The organism is Arthrobacter sp. P1_C12_2, from assembly GCF_056406415.1.
Map to the genome: position 1 here is coordinate 15,875 of NZ_JBFUAF010000016.1, position 24,186 is coordinate 40,060.

At 68.4% G+C, this 24,186-nt stretch carries 18 protein-coding genes; 12 read left to right on the top strand and 6 right to left on the bottom strand.

Annotation, left to right across the window (positions count from 1 at the left end; translation table 11 throughout):
- Positions 1-148: 148 nt before the first annotated feature.
- From AC1DZQ_RS16180 to AC1DZQ_RS16230, 11 genes are all read left to right on the top strand, one after another.
- The gene (locus AC1DZQ_RS16180) at positions 149-2,125 is read left to right on the top strand and encodes an APC family permease (protein WP_476964459.1); all 1,977 of its coding nucleotides are present in this window, start codon (positions 149-151) and stop codon (positions 2,123-2,125) included.
- Entirely contained in the window at positions 2,122-3,522 is a 1,401-nt protein-coding gene (locus tag AC1DZQ_RS16185) for a class I SAM-dependent RNA methyltransferase (protein WP_476964460.1), read from the top strand. Before AC1DZQ_RS16180 ends, AC1DZQ_RS16185 begins: the two co-directional genes overlap by 4 nt.
- Positions 3,523-3,711: 189 nt before the next feature.
- Entirely contained in the window at positions 3,712-6,525 is a 2,814-nt protein-coding gene (locus AC1DZQ_RS16190) for an aconitate hydratase (RefSeq protein ID WP_476964461.1), read from the top strand.
- Positions 6,526-6,737: 212 nt separating this feature from the next.
- Complete coding sequence (gene dxs / locus AC1DZQ_RS16195) at positions 6,738-8,711, top strand: 1-deoxy-D-xylulose-5-phosphate synthase (RefSeq protein ID WP_476964462.1); 1,974 nt, start codon at positions 6,738-6,740, stop codon at positions 8,709-8,711.
- A gap of 75 nt (positions 8,712-8,786) precedes the next feature.
- Positions 8,787-9,344 carry a hypothetical protein gene (locus AC1DZQ_RS16200; RefSeq protein ID WP_476964463.1) on the top strand — a complete coding sequence of 186 codons (558 nt, stop codon included), beginning with the start codon at positions 8,787-8,789 and terminating at the stop codon, positions 9,342-9,344.
- A 66-nt stretch (positions 9,345-9,410) separates the two neighbouring features.
- Positions 9,411-9,629 (top strand): helix-hairpin-helix domain-containing protein, encoded by a 219-nt coding sequence (locus tag AC1DZQ_RS16205; protein WP_476964464.1) that lies wholly within the window; start codon positions 9,411-9,413, stop codon positions 9,627-9,629.
- Between the two features lie 70 nt (positions 9,630-9,699).
- Positions 9,700-10,677, top strand: a complete 978-nt coding sequence (locus tag AC1DZQ_RS16210) for an aldo/keto reductase (protein WP_476964465.1) — start codon at positions 9,700-9,702, stop codon at positions 10,675-10,677.
- Between the two features lie 56 nt (positions 10,678-10,733).
- Positions 10,734-11,762 carry a nucleoside hydrolase gene (locus tag AC1DZQ_RS16215; RefSeq protein ID WP_476964466.1) on the top strand — a complete coding sequence of 343 codons (1,029 nt, stop codon included), beginning with the start codon at positions 10,734-10,736 and terminating at the stop codon, positions 11,760-11,762.
- Positions 11,763-11,887: 125 nt separating this feature from the next.
- Complete coding sequence (locus tag AC1DZQ_RS16220) at positions 11,888-12,709, top strand: ECF transporter S component (RefSeq protein ID WP_476964467.1); 822 nt, start codon at positions 11,888-11,890, stop codon at positions 12,707-12,709.
- 35 nt (positions 12,710-12,744) lie between these two features.
- On the top strand, positions 12,745-13,503 hold the full coding sequence (locus tag AC1DZQ_RS16225) for an energy-coupling factor transporter transmembrane component T (protein WP_476964468.1): 759 nt from the start codon (positions 12,745-12,747) through the stop codon (positions 13,501-13,503).
- The gene (locus AC1DZQ_RS16230; protein ID WP_476964469.1) at positions 13,500-15,071 is read left to right on the top strand and encodes an ABC transporter ATP-binding protein; all 1,572 of its coding nucleotides are present in this window, start codon (positions 13,500-13,502) and stop codon (positions 15,069-15,071) included. The genes AC1DZQ_RS16225 and AC1DZQ_RS16230 overlap by 4 nt, the downstream gene beginning before the upstream one ends.
- A 27-nt stretch (positions 15,072-15,098) precedes the next feature.
- Here the strand turns inward: AC1DZQ_RS16230 and AC1DZQ_RS16235 are convergent, their stop codons facing one another.
- Positions 15,099-16,457: a glycosyltransferase gene (locus AC1DZQ_RS16235; protein ID WP_476964470.1), complete on the bottom strand. Its 1,359-nt coding sequence runs from the start codon at positions 16,455-16,457 to the stop codon at positions 15,099-15,101.
- A gap of 62 nt (positions 16,458-16,519) precedes the next feature.
- Here AC1DZQ_RS16235 and AC1DZQ_RS16240 point away from each other — a divergent pair, with 62 nt between their 5' ends.
- Positions 16,520-17,173: a TetR/AcrR family transcriptional regulator gene (locus AC1DZQ_RS16240; RefSeq protein WP_476964471.1), complete on the top strand. Its 654-nt coding sequence runs from the start codon at positions 16,520-16,522 to the stop codon at positions 17,171-17,173.
- A 113-nt stretch (positions 17,174-17,286) separates the two neighbouring features.
- Here the strand turns inward: AC1DZQ_RS16240 and AC1DZQ_RS16245 are convergent, their stop codons facing one another.
- From AC1DZQ_RS16245 to AC1DZQ_RS16265, 5 genes are all read right to left on the bottom strand, one after another.
- Positions 17,287-19,464, bottom strand: coding sequence for a 3-hydroxyacyl-CoA dehydrogenase NAD-binding domain-containing protein (locus tag AC1DZQ_RS16245; protein ID WP_476964472.1), 2,178 nt, complete (start codon positions 19,462-19,464; stop codon positions 17,287-17,289).
- Entirely contained in the window at positions 19,461-20,750 is a 1,290-nt protein-coding gene (locus AC1DZQ_RS16250) for a thiolase family protein (RefSeq protein WP_476964534.1), read from the bottom strand. Before AC1DZQ_RS16250 ends, AC1DZQ_RS16245 begins: the two co-directional genes overlap by 4 nt.
- A gap of 196 nt (positions 20,751-20,946) precedes the next feature.
- Positions 20,947-22,305, bottom strand: a complete 1,359-nt coding sequence (locus tag AC1DZQ_RS16255) for an HRDC domain-containing protein (protein ID WP_476964473.1) — start codon at positions 22,303-22,305, stop codon at positions 20,947-20,949.
- A 61-nt stretch (positions 22,306-22,366) separates the two neighbouring features.
- Positions 22,367-23,014, bottom strand: a complete 648-nt coding sequence (locus AC1DZQ_RS16260; RefSeq protein WP_476964474.1) for a DUF3000 domain-containing protein — start codon at positions 23,012-23,014, stop codon at positions 22,367-22,369.
- Positions 23,015-23,086: 72 nt separating this feature from the next.
- Positions 23,087-24,175, bottom strand: coding sequence for a threonine aldolase family protein (locus AC1DZQ_RS16265; RefSeq protein ID WP_476964535.1), 1,089 nt, complete (start codon positions 24,173-24,175; stop codon positions 23,087-23,089).
- Positions 24,176-24,186 lie beyond the last annotated feature (11 nt).

A 24,186-nucleotide genomic window follows, 5' to 3' on the forward strand; every position in this document is an offset into this window, starting at 1 on the left:
CTCCTCTTGGTTCTGCGTCTGATACTGCGTAAAACTCTACCGGCCACGCGGTGCAGGAAGGCCACGGCCACGGGGCGCCGGGCGGCGTCCTTGCGCACGCCGACTTCGCCGTCATGACATCGCGTCCGAATCAGACTAGTTTTGTGTGGTGCTGACAATTTTCAATGCCGTGAAGCGGGTGCTGGTAGGCAAGCCCTTCCGGAACGACCGTCTGGCCCACACGCTCTTGCCGAAGCGGATCGCGCTGCCCATTTTCGCCTCGGACGCGCTGTCCTCCGTGGCCTATGCGCCTGATGAAATCCTCCTGACCCTGGCCCTGGCCGGCGTGAGCGCCGTTGCCGTCGCGCCGTGGGTGGGCCTCGCCGTCATGGTGGTGCTCCTGACCGTCGTGGCCTCCTACCGCCAGAACGTCCACGCCTACCCCTCCGGCGGCGGCGACTACGAGATCGCCAACGTCAACCTCGGCAAGTTTGCCGGCCTGACCGTGGCCTCGGCGCTGCTGGTCGACTATGTGCTGACCGTGGCCGTGTCGATGTCCTCGGCCGCGACGTACCTGACCACCGCCGTGCCCTCGCTGCACGGACAGCAGGCGGCGATTGCCACGATCGGCGTCGTCATCCTGGCCCTCGTGAACCTGCGCGGCATCAAGGAGGCCGGCAGCGTCTTCGCCGTCCCGACCTACATCTTCATGGCCTCCATCCTGGGCATGACCGCCGTCGGCATCTTCCAGGCCTCGACCGGCCAGCTGGGGCAGGCGCCCTCGGCGGCGTTCGAGATCGTGCCGGAGCCGGGCTTCGACGAAGGGCTCGTCGGGCTGGCCGGCGCGTTCCTGCTGCTGCGGGCCTTCTCCTCCGGCGCGGCGGCCCTGACCGGCGTCGAGGCCATCAGCAACGGCGTGCCCAACTTCCAGAAACCCAAGAGCAAGAACGCGGCCACCACGCTGCTGCTGCTCGGCGTGATTGCCTCGGCCATGCTCGCGGGCATCATCTACCTGGCCAACGCCACCAAGGTGCACATCGTGCAGGACCCGGCGACGGAATTCCTCGTGAACGGCCAACCGTTGGAGGAGGGCTACATCCAGAACCCGGCCATCAGCCAGATCGCGCAGACCGTTTTCGGCGAGGGCTCCATCCCGTTCTACATCGTGGTGGCTGCCACCGGCGTCATCCTCGTGTTCGCCTCCAACACGGCGTTCAACGGTTTTCCGGTGCTCGGCTCGATCCTGGCCCAGGACGGCTACCTGCCGCGCCAGCTGCGCACCCGTGGCGACCGGCTGGCCTTCAGCAACGGCGTCCTCGCACTGGCGGCAGGCGCCATCGTTCTGATCCTCGCCTTCAACGCCGATGTCACAAAGCTCATCCAGCTCTACATCGTGGGCGTCTTCATCTCCTTCACGATGAGCCAGCTGGGCATGATCCGGCACTGGGGCCGGGAGCTGAAACTGTCCAAGGACCCCGCCGTGCGACGGCGCATCATCAAGTCCCGGACCATCAATACGGTGGGCTTTTGCATGACCGCCCTGGTGCTGGTGATCGTCCTCATCACCAAGTTCTCGCAGGGCGCCTGGATCGCACTGCTGGCCATGTTCGTGCTCTTCCTGATCATGTGGAGCATCCGGGCGCACTATGACAACGTGGCCAAGGAACTCGCCGTGGACGAGGACTCCTCGCCGCGCGCCCTGCCCACGCGTGTGCACGCCGTGCTGCTCGTCTCGCACGTGCGCAAACCGGTTCTGCGCGCCCTCGCCTACGCCCGGGCCTCACGCCCGTCGCGGCTGGATGCGATCACGGTGGACATCAGTCCGGAGGAGACCGAGGCGACAGTTGCGGAGTGGGAGAAGCTCGAAATCCCGGTGCCGCTGACCGTCCTCGCCAGCCCGTTCCGTGAAACGGTGACCCCGATAATGGAGTACATCAAGAGCATGCGCAGGGATTCGCCCCGCGACCTGATCGTGGTCTACATCCCGGAGTACGTCGTGGGCAAATGGTGGGAGCAGCTGGTCCACAACCAGACCGCGCTGCGCATCAAGACCCGGCTGCACTTCGAGCCCGGCGTCATGGTGGCCAGTGTGCCGTGGCAGCTGAAATCGTCCGAAGAAGCCAAGAACCTGCAGGATATCCAATGACCCCCGACACCCGGACGCACACCCACACCGATCTCGTCGTCGACGTCGGACCCGTCGCCCACGGCGGGCACTGCGTGGCCCGGCATGAGGGACGCGTCATCTTCGTCCGCCACGGCATTCCCGGCGAGAAGGTCCGCGTCCGACTCACCGACGAAGGCCCGGCCGCGAAATTCTGGCGCGCCGATGTGGTGGAGGTCCTGGAGCCCTCCCCGGACCGGGTGCCGCATTTCTGGGACCTCGCCGATTCCGCGCGCTCCTGGTCGCACCGGCACCCGCCCGTCGGCGGCGCCGAACTCGGCCACATTTCGCTGGCGCGCCAGCGCAGCCTCAAGGCCGATGTCCTGGCCGAACAGCTCCAGCGGCTGGCCGGCGTCGAACTTCGCCCTGACGTCGAAGCCGTCGGCACGGCCGCCGGGGACGGCACGAGCGCCGGCAGGTCTGAGGGCGCAGGCACCGACGGCGCAGGGGAGTCAGCCGCGTCCGGCCTGGGCTGGCGCACGCGCGCCGGCTTCGCCGTGACGCCGGCCGGCAAGCTCGGCATGCACGCCCACCGCTCCGATGCCATCCTGCCCGTGCGTGACATGCCGCTGGCCGTGGCCGGCATCAACGCGCTCCGGCTCTGGGAAATCGACCTGCAGGGCATCGACCGCGTCGAGGTCGCCGCCCCGGCCAACGGCTCCCGGCCGCTGGTGCTGCTGGTGCCTGCTCCGGGCACCCGCTCAAAGCGGCTCGGCGGGATCCTGGCGCAACTGCCCGACGACGTCTCGGTGGCCAGCCTGGACCCGGCCACCGGCGAGGTGCTCCAGTTGCGCGGCCGCACCTATGTCCAGGAGTCTGCCGCGGGTCACGACTACCGGGTTACCGGCGACGGCTTCTGGCAGATCCACCGGGATGCCCCGGAGACGCTCGTCGGCGCCGTTACCGGCTTCCTGCACGACGGCGGCTTCCTGGCGCCTGGCTCGGTGGTGGCGGACCTGTACGCCGGGGCCGGGCTGTTCACGGCACCGCTGGCCGATGCCGTGGGCGTGACCGGATCCGTGCTCTCGGTCGAGGGAGCGCCCGGAACAAGCCGTGATGCCCGCAAGAACTTGCACGACGCCGCCCAGGTGGAGATCGTCCAGGGCCGCGTGGAGCGGGTGCTGCGGCAGAAACCCCGCAACTTCGACGCCCTGATCCTGGACCCGCCGCGTGCCGGTGCCGGCAAGGCGGTAGTCAAGCAGCTGATCGACGCCGGTCCCCGGGCCGTCGCCTACGTCTCCTGCGATCCGGCGTCGTTCGCCCGCGACCTCGGCTACTTCCGGCAGGGCGGCTGGGGCATGGCCGGGCTGCGTGCCTTCGACCTGTACCCGCACACCCACCACATGGAGACTGTGGCGTTACTGACTCCCCAACCGTGATGCCACTAGGATGGGCGTAGTAGTCCGTCGTCGCGCTCCATCACTACTGGCGTTTTAACGGCCGTTCCCTGCGTTTCTTACCTGCATTGCGTACCTTGATGTACTGATGCCTGTATTAGTTAGGTCGACYTAACTAGCAAGGGTCCAGCGGCGCGGCAAAGATGAAACTGTTGCGAGAGGAGTCCTGCGATGAGCATTGTGGACAGCTTCGGTTCAAAAGGCAAACTTAATGTAGCCGGAACCGAATACGAAATTTTCCGGTTGAACTCCGTCGAAGGTGCAGAAAACCTTCCGTTCAGCCTCAAGGTATTGCTTGAAAACCTGTTGAGGACCGAGGACGGTGCCAACATCACGGCCGACCACGTCCGTGCGCTGGCAGGCTGGGATCCCAGCGCCGAGCCCGACACCGAGATCCAGTTCACGCCGGCGCGCGTGATCATGCAGGACTTCACCGGCGTGCCGTGCGTCGTTGACCTCGCCACCATGCGTGAGGCCGTCAAGGAGCTCGGCGGAGACCCGAAGCGGGTCAACCCGCTGGCGCCGGCCGAAATGGTCATTGACCACTCGGTCCAGATTGACGCCTTCGGCAACTCCGGCGCGCTGGAGCGCAACATGGAGATCGAATACCAGCGCAACGGTGAGCGTTACCAGTTCCTGCGCTGGGGCCAGACTGCATTTGACGATTTCAAGGTCGTCCCGCCGGGAACCGGCATTGTGCACCAGGTCAACATCGAGTACTTGGCCCGCACGGTCATGACCCGCGAAATTGACGGCGTCGTTCGCGCTTACCCGGACACCTGCGTCGGTACCGACTCGCACACCACCATGGTCAACGGCCTGGGCGTGCTGGGCTGGGGCGTTGGCGGCATCGAGGCCGAGGCCGCCATGCTTGGCCAGCCCGTCTCCATGCTCATCCCGCGCGTCGTGGGCTTCAAGCTCACCGGCTCCATCCCGGCCGGCGCCACGGCCACCGACGTCGTCCTGACCATCACCGAGCAGCTGCGCCAGCACGGTGTGGTCGGCAAGTTCGTCGAGTTCTACGGTGAAGGCGTCGCGGCTGTGCCGCTGGCCAACCGTGCAACGATCGGCAACATGAGCCCGGAGTTCGGCTCCACCGCCGCGATGTTCCCGATCGACGACGTCACCCTCGACTACCTGCGCCTCACCGGCCGGTCCGACGAGAACGTCGCCCTCGTGGAGTCGTACGCGAAGGAACAGGGCCTCTGGCACGACCCCTCCCGCGAGATCAAGTTCTCCGAGTACCTCGAGCTGGACCTGTCCACGGTTGTTCCGTCGATCTCCGGCCCGAAGCGCCCGCAGGACCGCATCATCCTCACCGAGTCCAAGGCCCAGTTCCGCGAGGACCTGCGCAACTACGTGAAGGAAGACCTGGCCGACGGAAGCCTGGACGAAGCGATCGACGAAAGCTTCCCGGCTTCGGACTCGCCCTCGTTCACCGCGTCCGCGTCGCACGTGAGCGACGTGGCCCCGCACGCACACGGCCCGAAGTCGAACGGCCGCCCGTCCAACAAGGTCAGCGTCAAGACCGCGGACGGACGCGAGTTCGAGCTCGACCATGGCGCAGTGTCGATCGCCTCGATCACCTCCTGCACCAACACGTCCAACCCGTCCGTGATGCTGGCCGCCGCACTGCTGGCCCGCAACGCCGTCGACAAGGGCCTGACGTCCAAGCCGTGGGTCAAGACCTCCGTGGCTCCCGGTTCCAAGGTGGTCACCGACTACTACAACAAGTCGGGCCTGACCCCGTACCTGGAGAAGCTCGGCTTCTACATCGTGGGCTACGGCTGCGCCACCTGCATCGGCAACTCCGGTCCGCTCGACGCCGAGATCTCCGAGGCGATCCAGGCCAACGACCTCTCCGTCACCGCCGTGCTGTCCGGCAACCGTAACTTCGAAGGCCGGATCAACCCGGACGTGAAGATGAACTACCTGGCCTCCCCGCCGCTGGTCATCGCCTACGCCCTGGCCGGTTCCATGGACTTCGACTTCGACAACGACGCCCTGGGCCAGGACGAGGCCGGCAACGACGTCTTCCTGAAGGACATCTGGCCGAACCCGGTCGAGGTCCAGCAGGTCATCGATTCCTCGATCGACAAGGAAATGTTCGCCCGCGGCTACGAAGGCGTCTTTGACGGCGACGATCGCTGGAAGGCGCTCGACACCCCCGCCGGCGACACCTTCGCCTGGGACGAGAAGTCCACGTACGTCCGCAAGCCCCCGTACTTCGAGGGCATGAAGGCCCAGCCGGAGCCGGTCCAGGACATCACCGGTGCGCGCGTGCTGCTCAAGCTCGGCGACTCCGTCACCACGGACCACATCTCCCCGGCCGGTTCCTTCAAGTCGGACACCCCCGCCGGCCAGTACCTGCTGGCCAACGGTGTGGAGCGCAAGGACTTCAACTCCTACGGCTCACGCCGTGGCAACCACGAGGTCATGATCCGCGGCACGTTCGCGAACATCCGCATCAAGAACCAGCTCCTGGACGGCGTGGAGGGCGGCTTCACCCGCGACTTCAGCCAGGCCGACGGCCCGCAGGCCTACGTCTACGACGCCGCGCAGAACTACCAGGCAGCCGGCACCGCGCTGGTGGTCCTGGCAGGCAAGGAGTACGGCTCCGGTTCGTCCCGCGACTGGGCCGCCAAGGGCACGGCGCTCCTGGGCGTCAAGGCCGTCGTGGCCGAGAGCTACGAGCGCATCCACCGCTCCAACCTGATCGGCATGGGTGTCCTGCCGCTGCAGTACCCGGCCGGCCAGAACGCTGCCAGCCTGGGCCTGACCGGCACGGAAACCTTCGCAGTTGAGGGCGTAACCGCCCTGAACGAGGGCACCACGCCGAAGACCCTCAAGGTCACGGCCACAGCCGAAGACGGTTCCGTCACGTCCTTCGACGCCGTGCTGCGCATCGATACTCCGGGCGAGGCGGACTACTACCGCAACGGCGGGATCCTGCAGTACGTCCTGCGCCAGATCTCCGCGCACTAGGCGGAGCTGCCGGGCAGGTCCGGTAACGCATGCAAAGGCCCCGGCCGGTCASTGACCGGCCGGGGCCTTTGCGTTCCCCGATTCAGGAACGGGATCAGGGGGCTCGATCAGGAACGCAATCAGGGGCGGGCGCCGGCGCGGGCGTCCGGCGCGGCGCCCCGCCCGGAGGCGTTAGAGTTAAAAGGCATGTCTACCACCCGAAGGAGGGGCCGTTGGGAATCTTGGACACCATCCGGAATCCGCAGGACCTGAGTAAGTTGTCCGGGGCGCAGCTGGATCAGCTGGCAGCCGAGGTCAGGGATTTCCTGATCGGCAACGTCTCCCGGACGGGAGGGCACCTGGGCCCGAACCTCGGCGTCGTCGAGCTCACCATCGCGGTGCACCGGATCTTCGATTCCCCCCGCGACAGCATCGTCTTCGACACCGGTCACCAGTCCTACGTGCACAAGCTCCTCACCGGACGGCAGGATTTCAGCACCCTACGCCAGCAGGGCGGCCTGTCCGGCTACCCCGACCGCGGCGAATCCGAGCACGACATCGTCGAAAGCTCGCACGCGTCCTCCTCGCTGTCCTGGGCCGACGGCATCTCCCGCGCCCGGCAGTTGACCGGCGACGGCGACCGCTTCGTCGTCGCAGTGGTGGGCGACGGTGCCCTGACCGGCGGCATGGCCTGGGAGGCCATCAACAACATCGCGGCGGACAAGAAGCGCCGCGTCGTGATTGTGGTCAACGACAACGGCCGCTCCTACGCCGCAACGGTCGGCGGGTTCGCCGACTACCTCGCGTCCCTGCGCCCCACGATCGATTCCCTCCGCGCCGCCCCCTCCTATGAAGGCACGCTCGAGTGGTGGAAGCGCAGGCTGCAGAATGGCGGCCCCGCGGGCCAGTTCACCTACAAGAGCCTGCACGCCATGAAGAAGGGCCTCAAGGACTGGTGGGCCCCGCAGGGCATGTTCGAGGACCTCGGCATGAAGTACATCGGTCCCGTCGACGGCCACGACCTCCAGGCCATGGAAAACGCGCTCTCCACCGCCAAGAACTACGCCGGCCCCGTGATCGTGCACGCCATGACCGAAAAGGGCCACGGCTACGCCCCGGCCCGCGCCCATGAAGCGGACCAGTTCCATGCCGTCGGGATCATCGATCCGGAGACTGGCGCACCCACCGAAGCCGGCGGCGCCAAGTCCTGGACCGCCGTGTTCGCCGACGAGATCGCCGACATCGCCGACGAACGCCACGACATCGTCGGGATCACCGGCGCCATGCTGATTCCGGTTGGACTGCACAAGTTCGCCGCCCGGCACCCGGAGCGCGTGTTCGACGTCGGCATCGCCGAGCAGCACGCCCTCACCTCGGCTGCCGGCATGGCGTTCGGGGGACTGCACCCGGTGGTCGCGGTCTACGCGACGTTCCTGAACCGGGCCTTCGACCAGTTGCTGATGGATGTGGCCCTGCACAAAGCCGGCGTCACGATCGTCCTGGACCGGGCCGGCGTCACCGGACCCGACGGTGCGAGCCACCACGGCATGTGGGACATGGCAATGGTCCAGATCGTCCCCGGGCTGCACCTGGCGGCCCCGCGCGACGCCACCCGGCTGCGGGAGGAACTGCGCGAGGCCGTGGCCGTCGAAGACGCCCCCAGCGTGATCCGCTACTCCAAGGGCAGCGTCGGCGCCGAGGTCGAGGCGGTCGAACGCCTGGACGACGGCGTGGACGTGCTGGCCCGCCGGCCCGCGGGCTCCAGCGAGAACGACGTCCTGATCGTCAGCGTGGGCGCTATGTCTGAACTTGCCCTGGACGTCTCCAACCGGCTCGGTGCCCAGGGCATCAGCTCCACTGTGGTGGATCCCCGCTGGGTCCTCCCGGTCCGGCGGTCCATCATCGATCTCGCCGCACGCCACCGCCTGGTCATTTGCATCGAGGACGGTGTGCGGGCCGGCGGCGTCGGCTCCCGGATCCGCCAGGAGATGCGTGCCGCGGGCGTGGACACCGCCCTCAACGAGGTCGGCCTGCCGGTCGAGTTCCTCGATCACGGCACCCGCAACCAGGTGCTCGAACGCGTGGGCCTGACCGCCCAGCAGATCACGCACGACGTCGTCGCCCAGGTCCTGGGCACGAAGGTGCCGTTTGCGCGCCCCTTGCCCGGCCAGGAACACCCCAGCACCGGCAGTCTGCCGCTGCTGTAGCCAGCACATCCGTTGAGCACTACCCGAACGGCGCCACTGAATCCGGCGCCGGACGGCCAAGGAAGGAACTGGCATATGAGTGGAATTATCAGGGTTTACAAACGTGACGAAGAGGGCACCCTGCATTTTAGGGAGGGCTGGTTTGATGAGGACTACAGCCAGTTCGTGATGAACCACGGCGTCGTCGGACACCAGAGCAAGACCGACGAGACCGACGTCGCGGACGCCGAGGCCGCGGAGCGCCTCATGGACGCATTCGCGGTGCAGTGCGCCGAGGACGGTTACGCCGAAATTCCGGTGGAGGAGCAGTCCTGGGTAGTGGCCCAGTACGCGCTGAAGACCAAAGAGGGGACCAGCCGCGACCGGTACCTCGAGGAAAAAGCCAAAGACGCGCTGATCAGCCACCTGGCCTGGCGTGGCCTGGGGATCGTGGACCGCAGCGAATTTTCCGACGCCCGGCTCAATATCTTCTGCCTCACTCCGGACGTCAATAAGACGGTCAACGCCATCAAGGTCTGCATCCGCGGTGAAGACCTCGACTTCACCAAACTGAGCATTGGCGCCGCGCCGTTTGGCGAGGATACTTTCAAGCTCAAGCACTCGCCGAAACCGGCGAACAGCTTCACGCTTTAGGCAGCACGGGCAAGGAGCCGGACACGGCTCACACCAGTTTGGGGGCACGGACTGAAAGGCAACGCAATGACGCGCAAACCCTCGAAACCAGGCAGTACTCCACTCCCCGCAGGACTGGCGGCGCCCGCGCGCAAGTCCCTCGCACACGCGGGGGTCGAAACCCTCGAAAACATCGTGCAGCTTGGCCAGCGCCGGCTTGCCGGGATGCCTGGGGTCTGCCCGCGCACGCTCGCGCAACTCCAGGACGCCATGGACGAGCACGGGCTGGAGCTGCCAGCAGGTTAGCGCCGGTGCCGCTCCGCCGGCCGCCGCGGCCTTGGCCCGGCCGCCCGCCGGGGCGATATAGGCTAAATCCATGACTGAATACCGCCGCGTTGGAAATTCCGGACTGTCCGTCTCTGTCGTGGGACTTGGCTGCAACAACCTGGGCCGTCCCGGAACCGTGACTGAATCGCAGGAAGGCACCGACGCCGTCGTGCATGCGGCGCTCGACGCCGGGATCAATTTCTTTGACGTCGCGGACGCCTACGGCCGCGAGCCCGGCCTCAGCGAGTCAATGCTCGGCAAGGCCCTAGGTGCCCGCAGGGACGACGCCGTCATCGGCACGAAATTCGGCATGGACATGCGCGGCGCCAACGGCGAGGACTTCGGCGCACGCGGATCCCGCCGCTACATCATCAAGGCGGCGGAAGCCTCGCTGCGCCGGCTCGGCACGGACTGGATCGACCTCTACCAGTTCCACACCCCGGACCCGCTCACGCCCATCGACGAGACGCTGTCGGCGCTCGAAGACCTCATCACGAGCGGCAAGGTCCGCTACATCGGCCACTCCAACCGGGCCGGCTGGCAGATCGCCGAGGCCGAGTACGTGGCGCGTGCCCGCGGGGGAGCCCGCTTCATCTCCAGCCAGAACCACTACAACCTGCTGGACCGGCGCGCCGAGCTCGAGGTGACCCCGGCGGCGGAGGCCTACGGCCTGGGCGTCCTTCCGTACTTCCCGCTCGCCAACGGCCTGCTCACCGGCAAATACTCGGCCGGCCGGGCCCCGGAGGGAACCCGGCTCAGCCACACCCGCACCAACCTGGTCCACGACGCCGACTGGGAACAGCTGGATGCCTTCGGCAAGTTCGCCGCCGCACGCGGGCTCAACGAAGTCCAGGTGGCCTTCTCGTGGCTTGCCGCCCAGCCGTCCGTCAGCAGCGTCATCGCCGGCGCCACCACGCCGGAGCAGGTGCGCCAGAATGCCGCCGCCGTGGCCTGGATACCCAGCCATGCCGACCTCGCCGAGCTGGATGACCTCTTCCCGCGCACGCCCAAGGTGGCACTGTTCTGAACGGTTCGGATCTGAACACCTCCGCGGCCGGCCCTGCCGTCACGCATTCGATCCTGATGGACGTCGACACCGGGATCGACGACGCCCTGGCCATCGTCTACTTGCTGTCCCGGCCCGAGGTCCACGTCCAGGCAATTACGTGCACCGCCGGGAACGTCGGGGCCCGGCAGGTGGCGCTGAACAGCCTGGCCCTGCTGGAGCTGTGCGGCCGCGAGGGCATTGAGGTGGCCATCGGCGCCGAGGTCCCGCTGGAGATCCCGCTGATCACCACCGAGGAGACCCACGGGCCGCAGGGGATCGGCTACGCCGAGCTGCCGCCGCCGCACCAGCAGATCTCGGCGCGGCACGCCGTCGACGTCTGGGTGGAGGAGGTGCGGGCGCACCCCGGGGAGATCACCGGGCTGATCACCGGCCCGCTGACCAATTTCGCCCTTGCCCTGCGCCGGGAGCCGGAGCTTCCCCGGCTGCTCAAGGGACTCGTGATCATGGGCGGAAGCTTCTACTACCAAGGCAACACCACCCCGACGGCCGAATGGAACACCTCCGTGGACCCGCATGCCGCCAAGGAAGTGTTTGCCGCCTACCGGGGCCTGCCCGAGGACAAGCTGCCGATCCTGTGCGCCCTGGAAATGACCGAGCGGATCGAGATGCACCCGGAGCACCTGCGCGGCCTCGGCGAGGCCGCCGGCGCGCCGGAGCCTGAACTCGTCCTGCCTGAGCAGCCCGAAGGCCAGCGCAGCCGCTCCGGCAACCCCCTCGTCGCGTGCCTGTCCGATGCCCTGCGGTTCTACATGGAATTCCACCGGCTCTACGACCAGGGCTATGTGGCGCACGTGCACGACGCCTTCGCGGCCTGCGCTGCCGCAGGACGCACACCGTTCGCCACCCGGCTGGCCACGGTCGACGTCGAGACGGATTCCCCGCTGCTGATCGGCACGACAGTGGCCGACTTCCGCGGGCTCTGGGGGCTGGCACCGAACGCCAGGATTGTCTCCGACAACAACCCCGGGCACTGCTTCGACGAACTAATTTCCTCGGTCGGCGCCCTCGCGCGCGCCGTGGGCCACCGGTCACCGACGGGCTGAGGCTGGGCATCTTTGTTGGGTCAACGCGGGGAGTTCCCGGGCGGGTGTCCGGATCGCTAGGATGGTAGCTGCGCCGAGGTGACATGAGGCGGAACTTGTTGCACCCAGCCAAAGGAACACCCGCCATGTCACAGCCAGCCCTCACCATCACTGCCCCTGGACAGGCGGCCGGCCGCAGGCGCCGCCTGCTCGAAATCGCCGGCGCCGCCGCGATCGCCGCCACGTACATCTTCCTGGTGCTGACCCAGCCCGCGGACATTGCCAACGGCCCGGCCAGTTTCTCGGCGCTGGTTGCTCTCGGCGGCTTCCTGCTCGGCGCTGTGCTGCTGATTGTGGCCGTCCTGCCGGCTCTACCCACTTCCACCGTGGTCCTCATCCCGGTGGCGCTCGTCCTGAACGTGGTGCTCGGACAGCTGATGGGCAGCACGGGACTGCCGTTCTACATCGACGCGATCGGCACCGTCCTGATCGCCGTTCTCGCCGGGCCCGCGGCCGGCGCCGCCACGGGCGCGCTGAGCAGCATCGTCTGGTCCTTCTTCAACCCCACCGTCCTGCCCTTCGCCGCCGGTGCCGCCCTCATCGGCTTCCTCGCAGGCATGGCCGCCCGCGGCGGCCTGTTCCGCCGCTTCTACTTCGCCCCGGTGGCCGGCTTCCTCACCGGCATCCTGGCCGGCGTCGTCTCCGCCCCGATCGCCGCGTTCGTCTTTGGCGGCACGTCCGGGCTGGGCACCGGGGCGATCGTCAGCGCCTTCCGCGCCATGGGGGACACTCTGCTGGCCGCCATCACCAAGCAGGCACTGATTTCCGACCCCATGGACAAGGCCATCGTCTTCACGATCGCGGCGCTGCTCGCCTACGCCCTGCCCCGCCGCACCACCTTCCAGTTCCCCTTCGTCCGGCGCTACCGGGTGCTCGCCGGCAAGGCCCCCTCAGCGCCCGACGCCTGAGTCCTGCCGCCATGTGACACCCTGACACTCTGACTATGACAACGCGTCTCCACCCCTTCACCACGCTGACCGCCGCCGCCAGCGCCGCCGTCGTCACGACGGCGGCTGCGTACTGGCCGCTGTCGGTCGGCGTGGCACTCGCCGCGGTGTTCCTCGCCGTGCGTCGTGGAGTGGCGGGGCGCGTCCTGCCTGCCGCGGCGGTGATCCTGACACCTCTGTGCCTGTCCCTGCTGGTGCTGCACGGACTCTTCTTCCCTGAAGGCCAGACCGTGCTGGCCCAGTGGGGCCCGGCCCGGGTCACGGCCGAGGGCCTGGGCTTCGCGCTGGAGCTCGGAACGCGGACCAGCGCCTGCGTCCTGGTATTCCTGCTCTTTTCCTTCACCGTCAGCGTCCCGGACCTCGTCTCCGCCCTCGCCGGACGCAGGATCCCGCCGCAGTTCGGCTTCGTCCTGGCCTCCACGCTCACCCTCCTGCCGGCCGTCGCGGGCCGCCTGGACCGGATCCGGCAGGCCCAGGAAACGCGCGGGATGGTGGTCCGGCGCGGCCTGCCGTCCCGCCTCGGCACCCTCCGCCTGCAGATGGTGCCGCTGGTCCTGGCCCTGATCGACGACGCCGGCAGCCGTGCCCAGGCGCTCGACGCCCGTGGTTTCGGCAGCCCGGGACCCCGCACCAGCTACCGCGAAGTCGCCGACCCGCCCGCCCAGCGGCGCTTCCGGGTTGCCGCACTGGTGCTCACAGCAGCAGCGGTCGCCGCGCGGATTGTGGTCTCCTGGCCCGGCGGAGTGGCGTCGTGACGGCCGCCACGCGAACTGCGCTGCAGATCCGGATCGAGGCGTTCACGTTCCACGGCGAAGACACCCCGGTGCTCAGAGATGCCGCAATCTCGGTCACGCCCGGCTCCCTGACCGCTGTCCTGGGCGGTTCCGGGAGCGGAAAATCCACGCTGGGCAAACTGCTGGCCGGCTGGCTCCGGGCCGGTCACGCCGGACAATTCCGCGGCCGGCTGGAACTCGGCGATACCGTGCTGGAATTTCGCGGCGTGCCCGACGATCCCCGGATCAACCCCGCCGAGTGGTCGCGCCGGGTGGCCTTCGTCCCGCAGGACGCCGCCGCGATGCTCTCCTCGGTGCGCGCCACAGTCGCGGAGGAACTGGCCCTCGGGCTGGAAAACCGCGCGACGGCCCGGGAGGACATGCACCGCGCGGTGGCACGCACCGCCGCCCGCACGGGACTCGCAGGCCTGCTGGACCGGGACCCGGCCACGCTCTCCGGAGGGGAGCTGCGCAGGCTGGCCGTGGGCTGCGCCGTCATCGCGGACCCGGACGTGCTCATCCTGGACGAGCCGCTGGCATCGCTGGACGCGGCCGGAGCGGCACAAGTTGAGGATCTGGTCCGCGGCCTCCGCGGCACCGGGACCGGCGTCGTCCTGCTGAGCCAGGCGGCGGACCGGCTCGCCGGGGAAGCCACGCACTGGACGGTTCTTGACGGCCAAACGGGGCTCGACGGCGGGACGGTCACCGCCGCGGGAACGCCGGCGCAGCTGGCCGGCTCGGGGGAGCTGGAGCGCGCCGGTGTGATTGGCATACACGGGCCCAGCACTGTCGGGGCCGGTGTCGCTGAGTCCGGCGGTGTCGGAGCCCGCCGTACCGGCCCGGTGCCTGCCGCGGCGACCGAGGCGGGGCCGCCGTCGCTGGAACTGCGCGGGGTAGGGTTCGGCTACGGCCAGGATCAGCGGCGGCGAAGCACCGGTGCGCAGGCCCCGGTCCTTCGGGACGTGGACTTCGCCGTGCGCCCGGGCGAGATCGTCGCCGTGACCGGGCCCAACGGCGCCGGCAAGTCGACGCTGCTGCGCCACTTCAACGGACTGCTCCGGCCCACGGTGGGGGAGGTGCTGGTCTGCGGGCGCAGCATTGCCGGCGTGCCGGTGGGAACAGTCGCGGCCTCAATGGGCCTGTTGTTCCAGCACCCCGGGGATCAGCTGTTCGAACGGACTGTCCTGCGGGAAGCCGCGTTCGGACTGCGGCCGCTGTTCGGGAAAGCCGAAGCCGAGGGTAAGGCCCGGGCGGCCCTGGCCGCAGTGGGACTGTCCGGTACCGAGGCGGCCCATCCGGCCGAACTGTCTGCGTCCCAGCAACGGCTGCTCGCCCTGGCCACGGTCCTGGCCCGCGAACCGGCAGTGCTGGCCCTGGACGAGCCCACTGTGGGGCTGGACCGGCACGGCCTCGAGGCGCTGCAGGGCGCCGTCGACCGCGCCGCCGCACGGGGCGCCGCCGTCGTCATGGTCACCCATGACCTAAGTTACGCACGGCTGAACGCGCACCGCGTCCTGGAACTCACGGACGGCCGGCTGCGCGGGATCTGACTCCCGTTCCCGCTACGCCCGGTTCCGCTACTCCCGTTCTAGGGATCGATCGCTGCAGACGCTGTCCACAAGGTCAGCCAGCTCATCGACGCCGCGGGAGGCCTGTATCGCGGTGCCGATCCGGCTGCTTGCGTCCCGGTAGGAGCTGTTGGACAGGACAGTGCGGACGGCCTTGGCGACGGCCTCGGGCGTCGCCCGGTTGGTGCGGAGGTTGATTCCGGTGCCGGACCAGGCCACCCGGGCGGATACTTCGGCCTTTTCCTCCGTCTGACCAGCCACGACGAGCGGCACCCCGTGCCGCAGCGCGAACTGCACCCCGCCGTATCCGCCGTTGGTGACCAGGACGTCGGTCCGGGGGAGCAGCTCGTCGTAGGGCAGATAGGAGGCGACGCGGACGTTGTCGGGCAGCGGGCCGGTGAGCGCGTCCACGGGGCGGCCGCCGGTGGTGACCACCACCAGGACGTCGTCCTGCGCCAGGCCTTCCATGGTGGGGCGGACCAAGTCATCAAAATCCCGGTTGGCGACGGTTCCCTGGGTGACATGGACAACGGGGCGGCCGGCGTTCAGTTCGGCCCACCACGCGGGAAGCTCGGGCCCGGGCGTCCCGCCCGCACTGCCCGTCGCGTCCGTGGTGCCTGTCCCGCCCGTCGTGCTCTTCCTGCCCTGGGACACCGGGCCCACAAAGTGGACCGTCCCGGGGAGGTCGGAGCGCGGGTATTCAAAGTCCGCAACGGTGAACTGGGCGATATGGTCCGCAGCGCGCGGCCAGTCCATGAAGAAGGTCGGGAAAGGGGAGCCGGTGACGTCCCGGGAGATCTCATTGGCGTACTTCTGCACCGGGCCGAAGACCATCTTTTCGGTCAGGGCCTGCATGGCCAAATTCCGCACCCGGCCGGGCAACCCCCGCATCGGCTCGATGCCCAGCCCGTACGGGGCGGTATCGCGGCTGGCGAGGCTTAGCGGAACGATTCCGCAGTTGATGACCGCCGGACGGTTGCGCGGCGGCCCGGCCAGCAGCAACGCGGCACCCATGAACAATGATTCGGCCAGCACGGCATCGACGCGGCGTTCCGCGGATGCCGCCAGGATGGCCTGGTATTGGGTCTTGCCTGGGCGCATGAAGATCTCTTGGATATCGAAGCGGATCCCCTTTGGCCCCTTCAGGCCGACGCGGCCGGGGAAGGCGGCATCCAGGCTGGTGTCATCGAAATCTGCCTCCGGGGGCAGCGGGATGAACGAGGCGCCGGTCCGGGACACTTGGCGTTCGAAGCGCTTGCCGGTGAGGAAACGGACGTCGTGCCCGTGCTCAACGAGGCCGGCGGCAACCGCAAGCATCGGCGTGACGTGGCCGACCAACGGGCTGGAGCAGACGAGTACCGATGCCATGGTGTCTCCTTAGTGGATGAGTGCGTTGCATCAGTTTTCATTACTGTGAGACAGTAGTCAATATGGCAATTGAAACTTCCCGTCCCAGGCGCTACCGGTCCGCATTGCGCGAAGAGCAGGCCTCCGCCACGCGCCAGCGCGTGCTCGAATCGGCCGGCCGCTGCTTTGCGGCGAAAGGGTTCACGGCAACGACCCTGGGTGCCATCGCCGCCGACGCCGGCGTTTCCGTCGAAACGGTCCAGGCCCACGGGCCCAAGAAGCGGCTTCTGCTGGCTGCCCTGGAAGCTGCCTCGGCCGGCGTGGACGGCGGGCGGTCCATCCTGGACGTGCCGGAGGCGCAAGCCGTGCTGGCCCAGGAGGACGCCCGGACCGGCCTGCTTGGCCTGGCCTCCTTCGCGGCGGAACTCAACGGCAGGATCGGGCGGCTGTGGCAGGCCATGGCGGCTGCGGCGCAAGGCGACCCGGAGATTGCGTCGGCGCATGCCGGCTTGCAGGAGCGTATCCGGACGGACTTCCTGCAGGTCGCCCGTTTGCTGCAGCAGCGCGGCGGGCTTCGGGCGGATGTTCCGGTGGAGGAGGTGGCGTTGACGCTGTGGCTTCTGACCTCCCCGTACCAACATGAGCACCTCGTGGTGCAGGCCGGCTGGACGCCGCAGCGCTATCTCGCGTGGCTGGAGCGGGTCCTTCTTGAGGCGGCGCTGGCACCCGGAAAGTGACCCCCGCCTGGGCCTGAACAAAAAACAGCACCGCCGCCCGGACCAAAGTCCAGGCGGCGGCGCCACAAGGCGGGGCGGGCGTAGGCCGGCTCCTGGCCGCCGTAGGCCCGCTTTTAGGCCGGTTCGGAGGCCACGCCCGGGGCCAGGAATTTCTTCCCGTTGACCCGCTCCGAGGCGCCCACCCGGTCCAGATACGGGGTGATACCGCCCAGGAACATCGGCCAGCCCGCGCCGAGGATCATGCAGAGGTCGATGTCCTCGGGGCCGGCCACGACGCCCTCCTCGAGCATGAGTCCGATTTCCTCCGCCAGCGCGTCCTGCGTCCGGCGCAGCACCTCCTCGCCAGTGGACGGTGTGCTGCCGAAGGACATCAGCGCCAGGGTTTCGGCCGGGATGAACGGCTTGCCCTCAGGACCGGGCACCGGTTGCCCGTTCTGCACGGCCCAAATGGACTTCACGCCGCTGTCGATCAGCGCCTGCAGGTTTTCTGAGACCCTGAATCGGTCCCCGAACGCCGCGTGCAGCGATTCCTGGACGTGCTGCGCCACGGGCAGTCCCACCATGGCGCCGAGCACAAACGGAGTCATGGGCAGGCCCATCGGCCGCAGCGCGTTATCCGCCACATCGGCGGGCGTGCCCTCGTCGAAGGCCGCGGTGACTTCACCCATGAGGCGCAGCAGGACGCGGTTGACCACAAACGCCCGGGCGTCCTTAACCAGCACGGCGGACTTCTTGAGCCCCTTGGCGAGCTCGAACGCGGTGGCCAGCACGGCGTCGTCGGTCTTCGGCGCGCGCACGATCTCCAGCAGCGGCATCACGGCCACCGGGTTGAAGAAGTGGAAGCCGACCAGGCGCTCCGGGTGCTCCAGGTCCTCCGCCATCGCCGTGACGGACAGCGAGGACGTGTTCGTGGCGAGGATGCACTCTGCCGAGACGATCGCCTCGACTTCCTTGAAGACCTGCTTCTTGACGTTGAGTTCCTCAAAGACGGCTTCAATGACGAAGTCGGCGTCGGCGAAGGCCTCCTTGGAAACAGATCCCGTGACGAGCGCGCGCGTGCGGTTGGCGGCGTCGGCGCTGATCCGTCCCTTCGCCAGCAGCTTGTCCACCTCGGCGTGGACGTAGCCCACACCCTTGTCCACGCGGGCCTGGTCGATGTCCGTCAGCACAACCGGAACTTTGAGCTGGCGGGCGAAGAGCAGGGCCAGCTGGCTCGCCATCAGCCCGGCGCCCACGACGCCGATCTTCGTCACCGGACGGGCGAGCTTGCGGTCCGGTGCGCCGGCGGGACGCTTGGAGCGCCGCTGCACAAGGTCCAGGAAGGCGTAAACGGTGGAGCGGAACTCGTCGGTCTGCATGAGGTCCGCAAGCGTCTCGCATTCGAGCTCGGCGGACTGCGCCTGGGTCAGGGGGCGGTTGGCTTCCATGACGTCCAGGACCTTGGCCGGCGCCGGGGAGGCGTTGGAGGTCTTGGCCTCCACGAAGGCCCGGCCCTTGGCGACGGCGGCCGCCCAGCGGGCGGCGACCTCCGGAGCGGACGGGTCCACGGCGTTCGCCCGCTCCGGCGCCACGGCGCCGGCAATGACTTTCGCTGCCCAGGCCAGGGACTGTTCCACAAAGTCGGCCGGTTCGAACATCGCGTCCGCCATGCCGAGCTGGTAGGCCTGCGGCCCGGTGAGGGTGCGGTTGTTGCTCAGCGGGTTTTCGATCATGACCTTGAGGGCGTTCTCTGGCCCGATCAGCCGCGGCAGGATGTAGACCCCGCCCCAGCCCGGGATGAGTCCGATAAACGCCTCGGGAAGAGCCAGCGCGCCGGCGCCGGTGGAGACCGTGCGGTAGGTGGACTGCAGCGCGATCTCCAGGCCGCCGCCCAGGGCCAGGCCGTTGATGAACGCGAAGCTCGGCACGCCCAGGCCGGCCAGGGTGGCGTAGACGTCGTGACCCAGCTGGGCCATCCACCGGCCCTGTTCGCGTCCGCTGACGGACTTGACCGTTGACAGGTCGGCGCCGGCCACGAGGAAGTACGGCTTGCCGGTCACGCCGACGCCGGCAATCTCGCCGCGGGCGGCGCGCTCCTTCAGCCCTTCCAGGACCGTGCCGAGTTCGATCAGCGTGTTGGGACCGAGCGTGGTGGGCTTGGAGTGGTCCAGGCCGTTGTCGAGGGTGATAAGCGCGAAGATGCCGGGGCTCTTGCCGTTGACGGGCGGCAGTTCGATGTCCTGGACATAGGAGTGGGTGACCGTCTCGTTCGGGAAGAGGTCGGCAAGCTTGCGGAAATCAGCGGCGCTCATGCTGTGGCTCCAGTCTTGGTGGTCGTGGTCTCTGCGTGCTGTGCTTCGATGACGGGTGCCTCGGTGCCGTAATCCGCGTGATGCGGGTTCTCCCAGATTACGGTGGCGCCCATGCCCAGACCGATGCACATCGTGGTCATGCCAAAGCGGACCGAGGGGTCCTCCTCGAACTGCCGGGCCAGTTGGTTCATCAGCCTGACCCCGGAGGACGCCAGCGGGTGCCCGACGGCGATCGCGCCGCCGTAGCGGTTGACCCGGGGATCGTCGTCGGCGATCCCGAAGTGGTCCAGGAAGCTGAGGACCTGGACGGCGAAGGCCTCGTTGATTTCGAACAGTCCGATGTCCCCGATGCCGAGTCCGGCGTTCTTGAGGGCCTTTTCGGTGGCCGGGACCGGGCCGATGCCCATGACCTCGGGCTCCACGCCGGCGAAGGCGTAGCTGACCAGGCGCATCCTGACCGGCAGTCCGAGTTCCTCGGCGRCATCGGCGGAGGCCAGCAGGGCTGCGGTGGCGCCATCGTTCAGGCCCGCGGCGTTGCCCGCCGTGACCCGGCCGTGGGCGCGGAACGGGGTCCTGAGGGCGGCCAGGTCCCCGAGCGAGGTTCCGGGGCGCGGGGGTTCGTCCACGGTGTTGACGGTCCAGCCCCGGCCCGGCTTCATCGTGGCGACGGGCACGAGGTCGGGCTGGATCTGTCCGTTGGCGTAGGCCGCGGCGAGTTTGTCCTGCGAGGCGACGGCGTAGGCGTCCGTGCGGTCCTTGGTGATGGCCGGGAAGCGGTCGTGCAGGTTCTCGGCCGTGTTCCCCATGTTCAGGGCGGCGGGGTCCACGATCCGTTCGGACATAAAGCGCGGGTTGGGGTCGGAGCCTGCGCCCATCGGGTGGTTGCCCATGTGTTCCACGCCGCCGGCGATCACGACGTCGTACGCGCCGAAGCCGATGCCGCTCGCGGTCGTGGTTACGGCGGTCATGGCCCCGGCGCACATGCGGTCGATCGCGAAGCCGGGAACGGTCCGGGGGAGCCCGGCCAGCAGGGCGGCGGTGCGGCCGATGGTCAGGCCCTGGTCGCCGGTCTGGGTGGTGGCGGCGATCGCGACCTCGTCGATCCGGTCCGCCGGAAGCGAGGGGTTGCGGCGCATCAGTTCGCGGATGCACTTGACCACGAGGTCGTCGGCGCGGGTGCCGGCGTAGATGCCCTTTTCGCCCGCGCGTCCGAACGGGGTGCGGACGCCGTCGACAAAGACGACATCGCGGACGGTGCGGGGACCCGCGGTCCTGTTTCTTCCGATGCTCGGGTTTGCGCTGCTGGGTTTTCCGCTGGTGCGGGCTTGGCTCACGGCGTACTCCTCATTGAGACATGGGTGCCGGAACCGTGCCGGTGGCAGGGGTTGCCACGGGCGGGCGGGTTCCGAACGACATCATGCACTATGTTACTCGCCAGTAACATAGCTGGCAAGGGGAGGGGAGCGGCCCCGGAAGGACCTGCTAGACCGTCGAACCCGACGGCGCCTCTGCGGTGGCCTTGGGCTCCTTGGCGGGCAACGGCTCGGGGTGCAGGAAAGCCTCGGCAATGAGCGGAGCAGCAACTTCGATCTGCCACTGGCGCGCCCCGAGGTTCGCCAGTTCCTCGGCCACGCCTTCCTCGCTGAGCTCTGCCGGCGGACGCCATGCGACCCGCCGAAGGTAGTCCGGAGTCAGCAGGTTTTCCACTGGCAGGTTCAGTTCCTCCGCCCTGGCCTGGAGTTTCGGACGGGCGGTGGCAAGCCTGGCGGCCGCCTCCGGGTCCCGGTCCGCCCAGACACGCGGGGGCGGGGGAGCGTTGGTGGGCAGGTGCAGCGGCGGCAGGTCCTCCAGTGCCCTGGCCATGCCGATGCAGCGCAGCCAGCGGGGGGCTTCGCGCTGCGCTGCACGGCCGTGGAAACCCTTGGTGCCGAGGAGCTGGGGAACCGTAGAGGGCATCGCCTTGGCCGCCGCGACGAGGGCGGAGTCGGGGATCAGCCGGCCCGGGGCGACGTCACGCTTCTGGGCCAGGGAATCGCGCTCCAGCCATAGCTCCCGGACTGCGGCCAGCTGGCGGCGGTCCCGGATCTGGTGCAGTCCGGACGTCTTGCGCCACGGATCAACGCGCGGCGGGGCCTGTCCGGCCTCGAGGATGGCGGCGAATTCCTGCTCGGCGTATTCCAGCTTTCCGTCCGCCACGAGGAGTTCGATCAGTTCCTCGCGCAGTTCGGTCAGGACTTCGACGTCGAGCGCCGCATAGCGCAGCCACGGTTCCGGCAGGGGGCGGGTGGACCAGTCGGCGGCGGAGTGTTCCTTCGCCAGGCCGAAGCCCAGGAGCTGTTCGATGACGGCGGCGAGGCCCACCCGGGGCAGCCCGGCCAGGCGTGCAGCGAGTTCGGTGTCGAAGAGTTTGTCCGGCCACATGCCGAGTTCGGACAGGCAGGGCAGGTCCTGGCTGGCCGCGTGCAGAATCCATTCGACGCCGCGCAATGCGTCATTGATGATGTTCAGGTCCCCGAAGGGTTCGGGATCGATCAGCCAGGTCCCGGAGCCTTCGCGCCGGATCTGGACCAGGAAGGCGCGCTGGCCGTAGCGGAAGCCCGAGGCCCGCTCCGCATCCACGCCGGCAGGGCCGTGGCCGGCCGCGAGGGCCGCGGCGCAGCGTTCGAGTCCGGACTGGGTTTCAATGACCAGCGGCACGCCGTCGCGGGGAATGTCGAGGTCGATCACTTCAGGGACCAGGCTGTCGAAGCCTTCCACGGTGATGTGGGCTGTGGTGTCAGCAGCCTCGGCCGTAGTGCGACTGGCGCCGGCCGTGCTGATTTCCGGATTCTGAGGGGTCATGGTCTCTACAGTTTACCGACAACATGGCGTGTGGGGCCGTGACCACGGCCGAACAGGCGCCTCATGCGTGTCCGCGGGGGCGCCTGGGAAGGGCCGTCACGCCCTCGGGCAGCGGCGGCAGTCCGGCGAAGGTGCAGACCATGTCCGACCACGCCTCCAGGTGCGAGGTGATGTCCGGGGTGGCCGGGGTCCAGGAGGCCCGGAGTTCAATGTCGATTGAATCCGGCCGGTCCGACAACGTGCCAAAGCTCTCCGAGAGTACCCGGGTGGCGGTGCCGCCCGCGGAGCGGTACGGGGCCTGATGATTGTCCAGCGCTTCGACCAGCCAGGTCCATGCCACGGACCCCAGCAGTTCGTCGTTGCCCATCTCGGGTTCCAGCTGGGCACGGATGTAGGTGACGATCCGGAACTCCCCGTCCCACACGGCAGAGCCGTCGGGATCGTGGAGCAGGATGAAGCGGCCGGTGGCCAGTTCGACGTCGTCGCTGCCGGACGCCCGGGCCAGCGCCGCGGCCGCCGGGCCGTGGACCGGTCCGCCGGCGGGGGAGTCGCCGGGTCCGATCACCTCCGCGCCCAGGGCCACCGCGAACGGCGCCAGCCGGGTCGGGGCCGGAATTTCGTCCAGGTGCAGCTCGCTGCGGCACCGTGCCTGTCGAAGGGTCCCCAGGGCGAAGAGGAAATCTGCCGGAACCTGATCGAGGGAGCTCACTTTGGAAGGTTATGCAACGGCCGGAGCCCTGCCCGGCAGGCTCGCCGCCGGGCAGGGGAAGCTGTGCAAGGCTCAGGCAGCGGCGAGTTCGCGCTTGATGGCCGCAATGAACGAATCAACGTCATCCTCGGTGGTGTCGAAGGAGCACATCCAGCGGACCTCGCGGGCCGCCTCGTTCCAGTCGTAGAAGCGGAAGGACTTGCGCAGCCGGTCCGCAACACCGGCAGGCAGGACGGCGAAGACGCCGTTGGACTCGGTCTTCTGGGTCAGTTCGACGCCGGGGATCGCCTCGACGCCGGCGCGCAGCCGGGCGGCCATGGCATTGGCGTGCGAGGCCGACCGCAACCACAGGTCACCCTCCAGGAGGGCAATGAACTGGGCGGACATGAACCGCATCTTGGACGCCAGCTGCATGTTCATCTTGCGCAGGTAGACCAGGCCGTGGGCGGCCTCCGGGTTCAGGGCGACCACAACCTCGCCGAACAGCAGGCCGTTCTTCGTGCCGCCGAAGGAGAGGATGTCCACCCCGGCGTCCCGGGTGAAGGCCCGCAGCGGGACGCCAAGATGGGCGGCGGCGTTGGCCAGCCGGGCGCCGTCCATGTGCAGCTTCATGCCCTTTGCGTGGACATGCTCAGCGATGGCCCGGACCTCGTCCGGGGTGTAGCAGGTGCCAAGCTCGGTGGTCTGGGTGATGGACACGGCCAGCGGCTGGGCGCGGTGCTCATCGCCCCAGCCCCAGGCTTCGTGGTCGATCAGTGCCGGAGTGAGCTTGCCGTCGTTGGTGGGGACCTGCAGCAGCTTGATGCCGCCGATCCGCTCCGGTGCACCGTTTTCGTCCATGTTGATGTGGGCGGTGGAGGCGCAAATGACGGCACCCCAGCGCGGCAGCAGCGACTGCAGGGACAGGACGTTGGCGCCGGTGCCATTGAACACCGGGAAGCATTCGATGCCTTCACCGAAGTGCTCTTCCATCAGCTGCTGCAGGCGCGCGGTGTAGTCGTCTTCGCCGTAGGAGACCTGGTGGCCTTCGTTGGCGGCGGCCAGGGCCGCGAGAACTTCCGGGTGCACGCCGGAATAGTTGTCCGAGGCGAAGCCGCGGACGGAGGGATCGTGGAGCCGCACCGCAGTGTCGGCGGGGACGGATTCAACTGTGCTGGTCATCGTTTTGCTCA